Here is a 13,314-nt window from a genome sequence, read left to right as displayed (position 1 = left end):
GGCCATGGTTCAGCGGAGCGCTCAGCTGGTTCCCGGCGTTTCGCCACCTTTGCCGTAGCGGTCCAGCAACTCCCGGACGCTTGGTTCGCGCTCGGGCATCGGCGAAAGGCCTCGAACTTTGCGTAACGCGTCGATATACGTTCCGCGCGCATGCTTGCGGCGGAACTCCCGAGCTCTCGGATGGACGCCGAAAGCAGCGGCAAGAAACCGGCGTTTGAAATAATTGAACGGACGCGGCGACCTCGGTTCGGTGACACTGGCCAGAAGTTCCGCACGCAAGGCATCAGGCGCTTCCATGGCGCTGACGAGTTTCTCCTGCTCCGACGCGCTGTCCTCGACGTAGCTTCGCTTGCGCGCTCCTGAATGCAGTGCGAGCACGGTTACATGCGGCAGCGTTGCGATCATCGCGCCCTTGCGCCATGCCCGGAACAACCAATCCTGCGAGCTTTCGCAGTAGCATTCACTGGCCGGGCGCCAGGGTCCGAGCCATCCCAGCGATCTCGCGCCTGACCACCTGCGCCGAACCAAATCCCTTCGTCAGCACGGGGTCGTAGCGGCCGTCCTTGCCGTATCCGAAGATCTCGTTCTTTCCACCGCCGGATTCGTATTCTGGATGAACGACCACGCCGCGCGCGATCACCGTGTCGGCGCCCGTCGCGTCGGCCCATCCGGTGGTCGCGGCGAGATGATCGGGAAACCAGAGGTCATCATGGTTCAGGATGGCGACAAACCGGCCGCGCGCCCTGGCAAAGCCGATATTGTTCGGTCCCGACTGCTCGCCGTAATTCACGGGCAGGTCGATATAGGAAATACGCGGATCGCCGAAGGCGGCGACGGCCGCCTCGGTGTCCGGCCGGCAGGCATCGCCGATGACGATGGCCTCCCAGTCTTGCAGCGTCTGGGCCACAACGCTCCTCAGTGCCTGGTGCAAGACCGCCGGGCGGTCATGCGTCGCGATGACGACCGAGACCAGCGGCTCAAGCCCTCCGGCCGAAAGGAGTTGGCCCGATTTCTCCACGCTACACCAGCTTATAGGGGATATGTTCGGTATCGGGCGGCAAGCGCCGATGATCGGGCGCGTCGTAGGCGTAGGCTTTGTCGACGAGGTTGATCAGCAACGCCGTCTCCGGCCCGAGCGAAACCACGCCATGCCATACGCCTGGCGGGATGATGACGAGGGATGGTCGCAAGGGGCCGACGATCTTGTGCCACAGCGCGCCGAAGGTCGGTGACGCTTTTCGTCCGTCATAGAGCGAGATGCGGACACTTCCGCAGGAGCAGAAAAGCCGGTCGAGTGTCCGCGTATGCGCGTGCCAACCCGTCACCGCGCCTGGATACATCGTCCGCTGAAAGACCTGGCCGACAGGCAGGTCGTCCAGGCCCCACTCGTCGCGAAATACCTCGGTAAGGTATCCGTTCGAGGTCGCGACGGGCCTGATTTCCTTGATCCTGACGCCATCGATTGCCGGCGGATCGATAGCCAGCCAGTCCGACGTCACCGTTTGTCGGTCAGGCGTCCCTGTCGCCATCCACCCATCCGGCGCGGCATGATCGTCACTGCTCATTGCCAAAGCCCCCAAAGCCTATCGGGTCTGATATGTGCTTTGCCCTGCTGGTGACAAGCTGGCCCTTCCCATGCTGAAACAAAAACCTGTGAGAGAGCCTCTCCGCAGCTCGCATTTCTCGAAGACTGATCGCTTGCCACGGGGAGAATCAAAGACCCGCCGGTGATCCGGCGGGTCTTTGATTCTCGAAAGCTTATGGAAACTTACGGCGTGCCTCCGCCGGGGATGCCGGGGGCTAGCTTGCTCGCGCCGTTGATGATCTGGCTGAGGAAGTTCTGGTCCTTGCCGCCGGTCGGCGTAGTCCGCGAGATGAAGTCGAAGACCTTGCCGTCCTTCAGGCCGTAATTGGCGATCTGCGTGACGCGTCCATCGGCGCCGAAATAGACCGCCAGCACATGCTGATCGACTATCCTTGGCTTAGCGAAGGCGACGTAGCGCTTGCGCGTCTGCGAGATGTAATAGAACGTCTCGTTGTCGAAGGTCGCCGTCGTCGACGGCGTGCCGAGCGCCAAAAGCACCTGCTCGCGGCTCGATCCCACCGGCACCGAGTCGATGGCCGCCTGGTCGATGACATAGCCCTGCGTCAGCGTCTGGCTCGGATGAAGATCACCGAACATCTTGGACGAATTGCAGGCTGAAAGCGCGGAGGCCGCCACCAGGAGAGAGGCCATTCCCGCCGGCAATGGCGTAAGAAACGACTTGAATTTCAGCGCACCCAACAACAATTCTCCATCACATCCCCGCAACTTGCGCTGGGCCGCAAAACCGGTAAACCAGCTTGCATGCCGATGCAACAAGGCCAAATCAAACAAAAGGTCCCCGGGAGACCGCCCTCAATGTTCCAGCGCCTTTTTGGTCGTGAACGCCATGCCAACCGCGCTATTACCGACGCGCTCTACGGACAAATCGTGGCGGCGGCGCGGCAAACCGTGTTTTATTCCGACTGGAATGTGCCGGATACGCCGCTCGGCCGCTTCGAGATGCTGTCGCTGCACATGTTCCTGGTTCAGCACAGGCTGCGGGGCCAGGAAGGTGCTGCCGCTGAAGTCGCGCAGGTGCTGATCGACGAGTTCTTCCTCGATGTCGAGCATTCGCTGAGAGAACTCGGCATCAGCGATGTCGGTGTGCCCAAGCGCATGAAGAAGCTGGCAAAGATGTTTTATGGCCGCACCGCGGCCTATGACGACGCCTTGCGCGAAGACGACCGCGCCGCCCTTGCCGCCGCCCTTGCCCGCAATGTCAAGCCCGAAGCAGGCGCCTGGCCCGAGGCTCCGCTGCTGGCGAACTATGTTTCCGAGGCGTCCCGGGAACTTGCTACGCAGCAGAGCGAATCGCTCGTTGCCGGCAAGGTGGCGTTTCCCGCCGCGGCGGCAGGGTAGGGCATGGAGATGAAACATGTCGAGCCGAAGAGCCCCGTCTCCTTCATCGCCAATGTGGCGCGGCTGCCGCAGAAGGGTTTGCCTGTCGTCGTCGAGGCCGACGAGCGACAGCGCGCCGCCCTTGCCACCGACCACGAGCTGCTTTCGGTCGAGACCTATCGCGCCGAGCTTCTGGTGGAGCGCTGGAAGCGCAACGGCGTCAAAGTCACCGGTCGTGTCGAGGCCGATATCACCCAGGCCTGCATCGTAACCCTTGATCCGGTGAGCGCGCATATCGACGAACCGGTCGAGGCGCTGCTTTTGCCGGAAGAGTCGAAGCTTGGACGTGAGGGCTTCGAAGGCGGCGGCGAGATCATCCTGGACGCCGATGGGCCTGACAGCCCGGAGACCTTTTCCGGTGACTTCATCGATGTCGGGGCGCTGGCCGAACAGTTTTTCGGCCTGGCGATCGACCCTTATCCGCGCAAGGCCGGGGCCGCGATCGAGGCCGCTGGCGACGATCAGCCGGAAGAAAGCGAATTCCAGAAAAAGCTGCGTTTGCTGCTCGGAAAATCCTAAGAGCGGTTCGGATTTTGGAAAAGTCGGTTGTGCGGCAGCCCAAAACAGCTATTTTCGCCAAACCTTCGCGAGCCCCCTTATTCTGGCAGGCATCCGCCGCAAGCCAGGCAAACCGTGAGAAAAGCACTACGTGATCAGAATTTCCATCGATGCCATGGGCGGCGATCACGGACCAGGTGTGGTCATCCCGGCGCTGATGACGGTCGCCATCCGCCGCCCTGACATCCGCTTCGTCATCTATGGCCGCGAGGACGCCGTGCGTCCCGAACTCGCCAAGTTCCCGAAGCTCGCCGAGGTGAGTGAATTCATCCATTGCGAGATCGCCGTGCGCATGGATGACAAGCCTAGCCAGGCGCTGCGTCATGGCCGTTGGAAGTCGTCGATGTGGAAGGCGGTCGAGGCCATCAAGAATGGCGGCGCGCAAGCCTGTATCTCGGCCGGCAACACCGGCGCGCTGATGGCGATGTCGAAATTCTGCCTGCGCACCATGGCCACCATAGATCGGCCGGCGATCGCCGCACTTTGGCCGACGACGCGCGGCGAAAGCGTGGTGCTCGACGTCGGCGCCACCATCGGCGCGGATGCGCATCAATTGGTCGATTTCGCCATCCTCGGCACCGGCATGGCGCGCTCGGTGTTCGGTATCGAGCAGCCGAGCGTCGGCCTGCTCAATGTCGGCGTCGAAGAAATCAAAGGCCAGGAAGAGGTCAAGGAGGCCGGCCGCATGCTGCGCGAGGCCAATATGGCCTCGATGAATTATCGCGGCTTCGTCGAGGGCGACGACATCGGCAGGGGCACGGTCGACGTCGTCGTCACAGAGGGCTTTGCCGGCAATATCGCGCTCAAGACAGCCGAAGGCACGGCAAGGCAGATCGCCGGCTATCTGCGCGCCGCCATGAGCCGCACGCTAATGGCCAAGATCGGCTATGTTTTCGCCAAGGGCGCCTTCGACCGGCTGCGCGAAAAGATGGATGTCGGCCGTTCCAATGGCGGCGTCTTCCTGGGTTTGAATGGTATCGTCGTGAAAAGCCATGGCGGCGCCGATTCGGACGGCTTCGCCGCGGCGATCGAGCTTGGCTACGACATGGTGCGCAACAATCTGCTTGACCGGATCGAAGCCGACCTCGATCTGTTCCATGCGCGCAACCCGAGTGCCCAGACAAACAGGAAATCCGGCGGCACCGCCGACGCCGAGGAATAGGACAGAACCTTGATCAGATCAGTCGTGCGCGGCAACGGTGCCGCGCTGCCCCGCCGCATCATGAAGAATGCCGACTTCGAAGGCATGGTCGAGACCTCGGACGAGTGGATTGTCCAGCGCACCGGCATCCGCCAGCGCCATGTCGCGGCCGACGACGAGACGACGGCTTCGCTCGGCGAGGCCGCGGCGCGCGCCGCGCTCGACAGCGCCGGTCTGACGCCTGCCGACATCGACGTGATCGTGCTGGCGACCTCGACGCCCAACAACACTTTTCCGGCAACCGCAGTCGATATCCAGAACAGGCTCGGCATGCATCACGGCTTTGCCTTCGACATGCAGGCTGTATGCTCCGGCTTCGTCTATGCGGTCACCACCGCTGATCTCTATATCCGTGGCGGGCTGGCCAAACGCGTGCTGGTGATCGGTTCCGAGACCTTCTCGCGCATCCTCGACTGGAACGATCGCTCGACCTGCGTTCTGTTCGGCGACGGCGCCGGCGCGCTGGTCCTGGAAGCGCAGGAGGGTGCTGGCGGCATCGCCGATCATGGCGTGCTGGCGGCAAGCCTGCGTTCGGATGGCGCCCACAAGGACAAGCTTTTCGTCGATGGCGGCCCTTCGACGACGGGCACCGTCGGTCATCTCAGGATGGAAGGCCGCGAAGTCTTCAAGCATGCGGTCGGCATGATCACCGATGTCATCGAGGCGACCTTTTCCCAAGCCGGCATCACAGCCGAGGACCTCGACTGGTTCGTGCCGCACCAGGCCAATAAACGAATTATTGACGCTTCCGCCAGGAAGCTCGGGATTGCCGAAGATAAAGTGGTGGTCACCGTCGATTTGCACGGTAACACCTCGGCTGCCTCGGTGCCGCTCGCGCTTTCAGTGGCCGTCGCCGACGGCCGCATCAAGAAGGGCGATCTGGTGCTTCTCGAGGCAATGGGTGGTGGTTTCACCTGGGGCGCGGTACTGCTTCGCTGGTAAGTGCCGAACAGTCCGGTTCGGTTCTTGACCTTGCCGGATCAATTACTTAGGCTCCGCCGTTGCCTGTATCGATTTACGTTTTCTGCGAACTGATGGGACGGTCGCATGGGGGGAAAGACACTGACGCGTGCCGACCTTGCCGAAGCCGTTTACCGGAAGGTCGGCTTGTCGCGCACGGAATCGGCTGAGCTCGTCGAGGCTGTGCTCGATGAGATCTGCGAAGCCATCGTTCGAGGCGAGACGGTCAAGCTGTCGTCCTTTGCCACCTTCCATGTCCGCTCCAAGAACGAGCGCATCGGCCGCAATCCGAAGACCGGCGAGGAAGTGCCGATCTTGCCGCGCCGGGTGATGACCTTCAAATCGTCGAACGTGCTCAAGAGCCGGATCCTGCGCTCGCATCAGAACAGCAAGACCAAGAGCGGCAAATAGTTCTGCCGGCGAATGCGGTTGAAAAACACTGCAGGTTTGACGTCGGGCTTGAATATCGTTTCATAAATCGCTGAAATAAAGACCGATTCGGGATCAATTGACCCGATCTCCGTCCAGCGTGAGGTTTCGCCCATGGACAAAAGCCCCGATGCGTTCCGCACCATCAGCGAGGTGGCGGAAGATCTCGATCTGCCGCAGCATGTGCTGCGTTTCTGGGAAACGCGCTTCAATCAGATCAAGCCGATGAAGCGCGGCGGCGGCCGCCGCTACTACCGGCCGCAGGATGTCGAACTGATCAAGGGCATTAGGCATATGCTCTATGACCAGGGCTACACGATCAAGGGCGTGCAGAAGCTCTTGCGCGAGAATGGCAATCATTTCCTGGTCGCCATCGGCAATGGCGACATGGCGGCCGTCGAGGCGATCGCGCAGCGCCGGCAGGCCGATCAGGTGCCGCTGACCGCCGGCGCGCAACCGCGCGGCGACGAGGACGCGTTGGTCGGCCAGCCCAAGGTGAAGCCCAGCCGCCGCTTCTTCGGCCTTGGCAAAGGCGATGAGGAAGGTCCTGTACAGCCGGATTCCTCCAAACTGTCGCGCGACAACCGCGCCTTGCTGCAGGAGGCGCTGTTCGACCTCCTGGAATGCAAGCGCTTGCTCGACCAGGTGCGCTGACACCGCTTCGTCTTTCGAAAATTGAGGCGAGGCGCCCCGGAACTGCCGCCGCGGCCATGCGTTAGGCCTTCTCTCGAAGAGAAGGACATTGCGCATGGCATCGTTTTCGACCGTCTCGGACCTCGACCTCGACAAGAAATTTGCCTCGCTTTCGCGGCAACTCGACGATCTCAGGAAGGCCTTGGCCAAGCAGGGCGATGCGTATTACGAGGACGGTCGCGAGGCGGCGTCCGATTATTATTCGCAGCTTGGCGAGCGCCTGCACGAGGCGCTGCCGGCCATCAAGCGTCGGGGCAGGGCGCTGGAGCGCACGGCCCGCGACAATCCCGCGGCCGCCGCCGCTGTCGGTCTGGTTGTCGTCGGAGTGCTTGCCGGCCTTCTTTTAAGCCGGCGCTGATTTTTGACGGATGTGAAACAGACAGGGGGCGTCCGCGACGGCCGCCCTTTCTGCGCCATCGGCTCACATCAAATCGTCTTCTCTAGGTTTTCAGCTTTTGCAGCCAGTCGACGCCTGGCGGACGCGGCCGGCATCGATCATGCATTTGGCGTGCGGCGCATTGGCATAGAAGCGTGCTAGGCCGTCGTGCCGCCGTTGCAGATAATGCGAGCGATCGAGCCGCCAGAGCCGCTCGATTTCGCTGGCGAACGCCGGGTTTGTGGTGGTGACGTAAAAAATCGGCAGGAAGGCGGCTTGGTTAGATGTCCAAAACCAGCCTTCCCGCTGCGGAAGTCAGCCGGCTCAGGCCTTCTTGGCCATCTTCTTCATGTGGTGATGATAGTGGTGGTGGTGATGGCGATGATGATGCTTGTGGTGATGATGATGGTGGTGATGCTTCTTCATCGGAGCGGCATCAGCGCTGACGATCGGCATGGTGAACGCCAGGGCCAGTCCGAGCCCGAGCGCAGAGAGGAGGGACTTCTTCATGACTTAGTTTCCTTTTTACGCGGGCGTTTCCGAGATTCACCGAACCAAATCAGTGACCCAAGCCCCGCGATGGAACTATCCTCCTGGTTTTTTTCGACAATTTTTCCCAACTGTAGATTTTTGTTTCTGGATTGTTTCTGAGAGACATTTCAACACGCGCGCCCTTGCGGGCGCGCGCCAACATCACCGGACACGGAAAGCGCCTGCCTCACATCGGCGGCGCGATGCCGTGATTGCCGACCACGACGCGGCTTGAAAGGAGCTTGCCATCGCTGTCGCGCTCGGCGTTGACGAAGACGGCAGTGCCCGGCGTCAGATCCGCCGGCGTGGCGTTCGCGAAGGTCACGATCGGTGTCGTTGGCGGGATCGCGATCTGTTTCTTCTGGCCATTGTCATAAGTCAGCGTCACCGAACGGCCGTTGATCTCGGTGACGTCGGCGACGGTGCCGTTGGTCATGCGGCTGTTGGGCTGCAGGTCCCAGTCGCGGTCACCCTCGCCGGTACCTTTGAGTGCTGCCGGGAAGACCACGACCTCCAGCGCGCCGCTGCCGCCATCGGCTTTTGAAACGGAGGCGATGCCGAGGAAATCGCCCTGCTTGATGTCGGCTGCCGATGCTTTGGCGACGCCCGAGATCTTCCAGCCATCGGCCAGCGTGATAGCATCCGTCTTGCCGTCCTGGTCTTTTACTGTCAGCGTCGAGCCGTCGAGGCCGACCACCGTGCCGCGCACGCGTATAGCGTCCGCCGCCTGCGCCTCCACGGCGCCGACAATTGAAATCGTGCCGAGCACGATCGCGAATAGTTTCAGGTTCATGGCATCCGATCCTTCCGAAAATGGCCGGCGTCATCTGTCGATCGCCGGCGACAGCACGCTAACGAGCTGGGGCGTCGCAAATTGCCGACGAATCCGATCCGGAACCTTCAAAAGAACTTGATTGGGCGCGCCGCCGCCTTACATGTACGAGGCCTGTGGACATCCGGTCCAAACGCCGCTTCACGATGGCGTTATGGCCGTGGCCCTGCTCTTGGCAAATCAATCGTTAACGAGCATTCTCCGCCCGTCTCAGGCAACGCCAAATTTCATCCGACCCTGTTTCATCTCAAGGAGTTGCCATGCCCAACACCGCACGAAACGCTGTTTCCAACGACATCATTGCCGCGCCCGGCCTCAACCCGCTGAAAGCCGCCCGCGAAACCCGGGGATACACGATCGAGGAACTCTCATTGACCTGCGGCCTGGCCGTTGGCGAGATTGTCGATATCGAGGACGGCAAGGATGCCGATCCGGCGAAGCTCCGGCGCATTGCCTTGGCATTGCAGGTGCCGGAAGAGGAATTGATCCGGGTACCGTCAACCGAAGACCGGCCCACACAGCAATAGAGACGCGGCAAGCGCCCATTTGAAAGCCCGCCGGCATCGCCAGGCGGGCTTTTCGATAAGTGCAATGCTGAACCAAGGCTCTTGCCAATGGACGCGCGGCCATGCGATTCGCCGGCTTGCAGTTCGACATGTCTGACGAGGGATCGCCATGGGCTTGGAATCGGTTCGCGCCTTTTTTGCCGAGCACGCGCCGGACGTCGAGGTCATCGTCACCGAGGCAAGTTCGGCCACGGTTGCGCTTGCCGCCGAAGCCCACGGCGTGCTGCCGGCGCAAATCGCCAAGACGATCTGCCTGCGCGTCGGTGAGGAAACCATGCTGGTGGTAACCAGCGGCATCGCCAGGCTCGACAACCGAAAGTTCAAGGACCGGATGGGCGGCAAGCCGCGTATGCTGGGCGGCGACGAGGTGCTGGCGGCCACCAGCCATCCGCCGGGCGGCGTCTGCCCGTTCGGCCTGCCGTCGCGTTTGCCGATCTATTGCGATGTCTCGCTCGAGGCCTTTGACGAGGTCGTCCCCGCCGCCGGCGCCACCAATGCAGCGGTGCGTATCGCGCCGCAGCGCATGGCCGACCTGGTTGGCGCCGAATGGGTCGACGTTTGCCAGTAACAATTGCCCCCTAGATATCTGTTGGTGATGTCCAATGCCGTCGTCGAGCGGCCGTGATGGGCTATCGATAAAGTAGCCAGGGATGGCCGCGAAATCGGTATGCGCGCTGCTGCACTGCGCCTTTCACCGTTGCGCTTGGACCAATTCGAAAAGCGGCGGCGAATGGCCGAATGATTGGACATTAGTCTTGACAGAAATACATATGTTCAATACCCGTCAAGCAACCGAACAGCATGCACTATGGGAGGAATACACGGTATGGCATCCAACATTTCGTTGACGGGCCTCGCCCGCGACCTTGAGGAACGCGCCAAGTCCGGCAAGCCCATCCGCATCGGCCTTATCGGCTCCGGCGAAATGGGCACCGACATCGTCACCCGTGTCGCCCATATGTCCGGCATCGAGATCGGCGCCATCTCCGAATTGAACCTGCCGGCGGCCAGCAAGGCCGTCGATATCGCCTTCCAGGAAACCGGGCACGCGCGTGAAGTGTCAAACGCGTCCGCGATGAATTCGGCCATCGAGGCCGGCAAGATCGCGGTGACCAACGATTCCAGCCTCGTCATCGGCAACGACCTGATCGACGTCGTCATCGACGCCACCGGCGTTCCCGCCGTCGGCGCCGAGATCGGGCTGCGCGCCATGGAGCATGGCAAGCATCTTGTGATGATGAATGTCGAAGCCGACGTCACCATCGGCGCCTATCTCAAGAGCGAGGCCGACCGGCTCGGCGTCACCTATTCGCTGGGCGCCGGCGACGAGCCTTCGTCCTGCATGGAGTTGATCGAATTCGTGTCCGCCATGGGCCACCCGATCGTCGCCGCCGGCAAAGGCAAGAACAATCCGCTCAACATCGACGCCACGCCTCCGGACTATGAGGAGGAAGCCAAGCGCCGGCACATGAATGTGCGCATGCTGGTCGAATTCGTCGACGGCTCGAAAACCATGGTCGAGATGGCGGCGATCGCCAACGCGACAGGACTGGTTCCCGACAAGCCGGGCATGCATGGTCCTGCCGCGACGCTCGGCGAATTGTCGAAGGTGCTGGTGCCGAAGAAGGATGGCGGCGTGCTGTCCAGGGTCGGCGTCGTCGACTATTCGATCGGCAAGGGCGTTGCTCCGGGCGTCTTCGTCGTCGCCGACATGTCGCATCCACGCATTTCGGAGCGCATGGAGGATCTGAAGATGGGCAAGGGCCCGTATTTCACCTTCCATCGTCCGTATCACCTGACCTCGCTCGAAGTGCCGCTGACCTGCGCACGCGTCGTGCTCTACGGCAAGGCCGACATGGTGCCGCTGGCCAAGCCCGTGGCCGAGGTCTGCGCCGTCGCCAAGAAGGATCTGAAGCCCGGCGACAAGCTCGACGCCATCGGCGAATACTGCTACCGCGCCTGGATCATGACGGCGCCCGAAGCACATGCGGCCCGGGCCATTCCGTGCGGCCTGCTGCAGGGCGGCTCGGTGACCGCGCCGATCAAGAAGGGCGAGCTCATCACCTATGCCAATGCGGCGCCCGCACCGGGCTCCAGGATCGCCGAGCTGCGCGCCCGCCAGGACAAGCTCGTTTACGGCGCCGTGGAGGCGTGATCATGGCCACAGCCAGCAAAGCCGTCGTCGATAGCCGCGCCAATCTGCCTTTCGTCTACCGCCAGTACAGCGCCGAGCAGCTCAAGCAGGTGCTCTACAAGATGTATCTCATCCGCCGCTTCGAAGAGGGCGCGGAAGAGTGCTACACGCGCGGCCTTATCCACGGCACCATGCATCTCTCGATCGGCCAGGAAGCGAGCGCCATGGGCATCTGCATGCCGCTCGCCGAGGATGACCAGATTACGTCCACGCATCGCGGCCATGGCCACTGCATCGCCAAGGGCGCCGAGGTCAGCCGCATGTTCGCCGAGTTCTTCGGCAAGACCACCGGCTATTGCAAGGGCCGCGGCGGCTCGATGCACATCGCCGACGTCGCCAAGGGCAATCTCGGCGCCAACGGCATCGTTGCCGGCGGCATCCCGATTGCGGTCGGTGCTGCCCTTTCCTCCAAGAGGATGAAGACCGGCAAGGTCGTGGTCTCTTTCTTCGGCGACGGCGCCAACAATGAAGGCGCTTTCCACGAGGCGCTGAACATGGCGGCGATCTGGAAGCTGCCGGTGATCTTCGTGTGCGAGAACAATGGTTACGGCATGTCGACCTCGACGGCGCGTTCGACAGCCGTGAAGAATATCGCCGACCGCGCGGCCGCCTATTCGATGCCGGGCGTCATTGTCAACGGCAACATCTTCTCCGAGGTTGCCGAGGCATCCTTCAAGGCGATTGAGCGGGCGCGCGCCGGCGAGGGGCCGACGCTGATCGAATCGAAAACCTATCGCCACCGCGGCCACTCCAAGAGCGACCGCAACCGCTATCGCACCAAGGAAGAGATCGAGGATTGGATGGCGAACCGCGATCCGATCACGCTGTTCGAAAGCGAGCTGCGCGATTTCGGCTTCATCGACGACAAAGGTATCGAGGCGATCCGCGGCGCGGTGGCGCAGGAGATCGCCGACGCCATCGAGTTCGCCAAGGCTAGCCCGGCGCCCGACATCGCCACGCTTGCGGATTATGTTTACACGGAGCATGCGTGATGGACGCCGCGGTGCGTGAACTGAGCTACGCCCAGGCGATCCAGGAGGCCATGGCGATCGCCATGGACATGGACGAGCGCGTCTTCCTGATGGGCGAGGACATCGGCGTCTATGGCGGCGCCTTCCAGGTCACGGGCGACCTTGTCGAGCGCTACGGCACGGACCGCGTGATCGACACGCCGATCTCGGAGTTGGGCGGCGCGGGCGTTGCGGTGGGTGCGGCCGTCACCGGCATGCGGCCGATCTTCGAATTCCAGTTCTCGGATTTCGCCACGCTTGGCATGGAGCAGATCGTCAACCAGGCGGCCAAGATGCGCTTCATGCTAGGCGGCGAGGTTTCCGTGCCGCTGGTGATGCGTTTTCCGGCCGGCTCCGGCACCGGTGCTGCTGCGCAGCACAGCCAGAGCCTCGAGGCCTGGCTCGGTCACGTGCCTGGGCTGAAGGTGATCCAGCCGGCAACGCCGCACGACGCCAAAGGCATGCTGCTTGCAGCGGTCGCCGATCCGGACCCGGTCATGATCTTCGAGCACAAGCTGCTCTACAAGATGAAGGGCCCTGTGCCGGAAGGCCACTACACGGTGCCGATCGGCAAAGCCGATATCCGCCGGCAAGGCCGCGACCTGACCATCGTCGCGACATCGATCATGGTGCACAAGGCGCTCGACGCCGCGGCAGCACTTGAAGGCGAGGGCATCGACATCGAGGTGGTCGACCTGCGCACGATCCGGCCGCTCGACCGGCAGACCGTCATCGACAGCGTCAAGAAGACGTCGCGCCTGCTTTGCGTCTACGAAGCGGTGAAGACGCTCGGCATCGGAGCGGAAGTGAGCGCGTTGGTGGCCGAGAGCGAGGCCTTCGATTATCTCGACGCGCCGATCGTGCGCCTGGGCGGCGCCGAGACGCCGATTCCCTACAATCCAGACCTGGAAAAGGCCACCGTGCCGCAGGTTCCCGACATCATCGCCGCCGCGCGCGACCTCGTGAAAGGGGTCCGCTGAG

18 protein-coding genes are annotated in these 13,314 nt (G+C 62.4%); 12 read left to right on the top strand and 6 right to left on the bottom strand.

Features of this window, described 5'->3' with window-relative positions:
- Nucleotides 1-21 precede the first annotated feature (21 nt).
- From ACVDG8_RS02060 to ACVDG8_RS02045, 4 genes are all read right to left on the bottom strand, one after another.
- Complete coding sequence (locus tag ACVDG8_RS02060) at nucleotides 22-405, bottom strand: hypothetical protein (RefSeq protein WP_455707509.1); 384 nt, start codon at nucleotides 403-405, stop codon at nucleotides 22-24.
- A 55-nt stretch (nucleotides 406-460) separates the two neighbouring features.
- Nucleotides 461-1,018, bottom strand: a complete 558-nt coding sequence (locus ACVDG8_RS02055; protein WP_455707508.1) for a glycosyltransferase family 2 protein — start codon at nucleotides 1,016-1,018, stop codon at nucleotides 461-463.
- A gap of 1 nt (nucleotide 1,019) precedes the next feature.
- Nucleotides 1,020-1,565: a dTDP-4-dehydrorhamnose 3,5-epimerase family protein gene (locus ACVDG8_RS02050; RefSeq protein ID WP_447253188.1), complete on the bottom strand. Its 546-nt coding sequence runs from the start codon at nucleotides 1,563-1,565 to the stop codon at nucleotides 1,020-1,022.
- Nucleotides 1,566-1,768: 203 nt separating this feature from the next.
- The gene (locus tag ACVDG8_RS02045) at nucleotides 1,769-2,284 is read right to left on the bottom strand and encodes an outer membrane protein assembly factor BamE (protein WP_371012228.1); all 516 of its coding nucleotides are present in this window, start codon (nucleotides 2,282-2,284) and stop codon (nucleotides 1,769-1,771) included.
- Between the two features lie 117 nt (nucleotides 2,285-2,401).
- Between ACVDG8_RS02045 and ACVDG8_RS02040 the strand changes: the two genes are divergently transcribed.
- The 7 genes from ACVDG8_RS02040 (at nucleotide 2,402) to ACVDG8_RS02010 (ending at nucleotide 7,182) form a co-directional block, all read left to right on the top strand.
- The gene (locus ACVDG8_RS02040) at nucleotides 2,402-2,944 is read left to right on the top strand and encodes a ubiquinol-cytochrome C chaperone family protein (protein WP_447253187.1); all 543 of its coding nucleotides are present in this window, start codon (nucleotides 2,402-2,404) and stop codon (nucleotides 2,942-2,944) included.
- Between the two features lie 9 nt (nucleotides 2,945-2,953).
- Nucleotides 2,954-3,502 (top strand): YceD family protein, encoded by a 549-nt coding sequence (locus tag ACVDG8_RS02035; protein ID WP_447257205.1) that lies wholly within the window; start codon nucleotides 2,954-2,956, stop codon nucleotides 3,500-3,502.
- 130 nt (nucleotides 3,503-3,632) lie between these two features.
- On the top strand, nucleotides 3,633-4,703 hold the full coding sequence (plsX, locus tag ACVDG8_RS02030; protein ID WP_447253186.1) for a phosphate acyltransferase PlsX: 1,071 nt from the start codon (nucleotides 3,633-3,635) through the stop codon (nucleotides 4,701-4,703).
- 9 nt (nucleotides 4,704-4,712) lie between these two features.
- On the top strand, nucleotides 4,713-5,684 hold the full coding sequence (locus ACVDG8_RS02025) for a beta-ketoacyl-ACP synthase III (RefSeq protein ID WP_447253185.1): 972 nt from the start codon (nucleotides 4,713-4,715) through the stop codon (nucleotides 5,682-5,684).
- Between the two features lie 105 nt (nucleotides 5,685-5,789).
- Nucleotides 5,790-6,113, top strand: coding sequence for an integration host factor subunit alpha (locus ACVDG8_RS02020; protein ID WP_140820159.1), 324 nt, complete (start codon nucleotides 5,790-5,792; stop codon nucleotides 6,111-6,113).
- A gap of 132 nt (nucleotides 6,114-6,245) precedes the next feature.
- On the top strand, nucleotides 6,246-6,785 hold the full coding sequence (locus ACVDG8_RS02015; RefSeq protein WP_447253184.1) for a MerR family transcriptional regulator: 540 nt from the start codon (nucleotides 6,246-6,248) through the stop codon (nucleotides 6,783-6,785).
- Nucleotides 6,786-6,879: 94 nt separating this feature from the next.
- Nucleotides 6,880-7,182: a hypothetical protein gene (locus tag ACVDG8_RS02010; RefSeq protein ID WP_447253183.1), complete on the top strand. Its 303-nt coding sequence runs from the start codon at nucleotides 6,880-6,882 to the stop codon at nucleotides 7,180-7,182.
- A 342-nt stretch (nucleotides 7,183-7,524) separates the two neighbouring features.
- Here ACVDG8_RS02010 and ACVDG8_RS02005 read toward each other — a convergent pair whose 3' ends face one another.
- On the bottom strand, nucleotides 7,525-7,710 hold the full coding sequence (locus ACVDG8_RS02005; protein WP_447253182.1) for a hypothetical protein: 186 nt from the start codon (nucleotides 7,708-7,710) through the stop codon (nucleotides 7,525-7,527).
- A 208-nt stretch (nucleotides 7,711-7,918) separates the two neighbouring features.
- Nucleotides 7,919-8,524: a hypothetical protein gene (locus tag ACVDG8_RS02000; protein WP_447253181.1), complete on the bottom strand. Its 606-nt coding sequence runs from the start codon at nucleotides 8,522-8,524 to the stop codon at nucleotides 7,919-7,921.
- Between the two features lie 299 nt (nucleotides 8,525-8,823).
- Here ACVDG8_RS02000 and ACVDG8_RS01995 point away from each other — a divergent pair, with 299 nt between their 5' ends.
- From ACVDG8_RS01995 to ACVDG8_RS01975, 5 genes are all read left to right on the top strand, one after another.
- The gene (locus ACVDG8_RS01995; protein ID WP_447253180.1) at nucleotides 8,824-9,090 is read left to right on the top strand and encodes a helix-turn-helix domain-containing protein; all 267 of its coding nucleotides are present in this window, start codon (nucleotides 8,824-8,826) and stop codon (nucleotides 9,088-9,090) included.
- 148 nt (nucleotides 9,091-9,238) lie between these two features.
- Complete coding sequence (locus ACVDG8_RS01990) at nucleotides 9,239-9,697, top strand: YbaK/EbsC family protein (protein WP_447253179.1); 459 nt, start codon at nucleotides 9,239-9,241, stop codon at nucleotides 9,695-9,697.
- A gap of 258 nt (nucleotides 9,698-9,955) precedes the next feature.
- On the top strand, nucleotides 9,956-11,284 hold the full coding sequence (locus tag ACVDG8_RS01985; protein ID WP_447253178.1) for an NAD(P)H-dependent oxidoreductase: 1,329 nt from the start codon (nucleotides 9,956-9,958) through the stop codon (nucleotides 11,282-11,284).
- Nucleotides 11,285-11,286: 2 nt separating this feature from the next.
- Nucleotides 11,287-12,315 carry a thiamine pyrophosphate-dependent dehydrogenase E1 component subunit alpha gene (locus tag ACVDG8_RS01980; RefSeq protein WP_447253177.1) on the top strand — a complete coding sequence of 343 codons (1,029 nt, stop codon included), beginning with the start codon at nucleotides 11,287-11,289 and terminating at the stop codon, nucleotides 12,313-12,315.
- The gene (locus ACVDG8_RS01975) at nucleotides 12,315-13,313 is read left to right on the top strand and encodes an alpha-ketoacid dehydrogenase subunit beta (protein ID WP_447253176.1); all 999 of its coding nucleotides are present in this window, start codon (nucleotides 12,315-12,317) and stop codon (nucleotides 13,311-13,313) included. Before ACVDG8_RS01980 ends, ACVDG8_RS01975 begins: the two co-directional genes overlap by 1 nt.
- Nucleotide 13,314 lies beyond the last annotated feature (1 nt).

This window comes from Mesorhizobium sp. ORM8.1 (assembly GCF_053005525.2).
Note: the sequence above shows the minus strand (reverse complement) of the source record. Positions and strands in the feature narration are given on the sequence as shown.

Coding starts and splice junctions, on each gene's coding strand:
- ACVDG8_RS02020 (WP_140820159.1), top strand. CDS start 5,790: ATGGGGGGAAAGACACTGACGCGTGCCGACCTTGCCGAAGCCGTTTAC.
- ACVDG8_RS01990 (WP_447253179.1), top strand. CDS start 9,239: ATGGGCTTGGAATCGGTTCGCGCCTTTTTTGCCGAGCACGCGCCGGAC.
- ACVDG8_RS02005 (WP_447253182.1), bottom strand. CDS start 7,710: ATGAAGAAGTCCCTCCTCTCTGCGCTCGGGCTCGGACTGGCCCTGGCG.
- ACVDG8_RS02035 (WP_447257205.1), top strand. CDS start 2,954: ATGAAACATGTCGAGCCGAAGAGCCCCGTCTCCTTCATCGCCAATGTG.
- ACVDG8_RS02040 (WP_447253187.1), top strand. CDS start 2,402: ATGTTCCAGCGCCTTTTTGGTCGTGAACGCCATGCCAACCGCGCTATT.
- ACVDG8_RS02000 (WP_447253181.1), bottom strand. CDS start 8,524: ATGAACCTGAAACTATTCGCGATCGTGCTCGGCACGATTTCAATTGTC.
- ACVDG8_RS02060 (WP_455707509.1), bottom strand. CDS start 405: ATGATCGCAACGCTGCCGCATGTAACCGTGCTCGCACTGCATTCAGGA.
- ACVDG8_RS01975 (WP_447253176.1), top strand. CDS start 12,315: ATGGACGCCGCGGTGCGTGAACTGAGCTACGCCCAGGCGATCCAGGAG.
- ACVDG8_RS01980 (WP_447253177.1), top strand. CDS start 11,287: ATGGCCACAGCCAGCAAAGCCGTCGTCGATAGCCGCGCCAATCTGCCT.
- ACVDG8_RS02050 (WP_447253188.1), bottom strand. CDS start 1,565: ATGAGCAGTGACGATCATGCCGCGCCGGATGGGTGGATGGCGACAGGG.
- ACVDG8_RS01985 (WP_447253178.1), top strand. CDS start 9,956: ATGGCATCCAACATTTCGTTGACGGGCCTCGCCCGCGACCTTGAGGAA.
- ACVDG8_RS02010 (WP_447253183.1), top strand. CDS start 6,880: ATGGCATCGTTTTCGACCGTCTCGGACCTCGACCTCGACAAGAAATTT.
- ACVDG8_RS01995 (WP_447253180.1), top strand. CDS start 8,824: ATGCCCAACACCGCACGAAACGCTGTTTCCAACGACATCATTGCCGCG.
- ACVDG8_RS02015 (WP_447253184.1), top strand. CDS start 6,246: ATGGACAAAAGCCCCGATGCGTTCCGCACCATCAGCGAGGTGGCGGAA.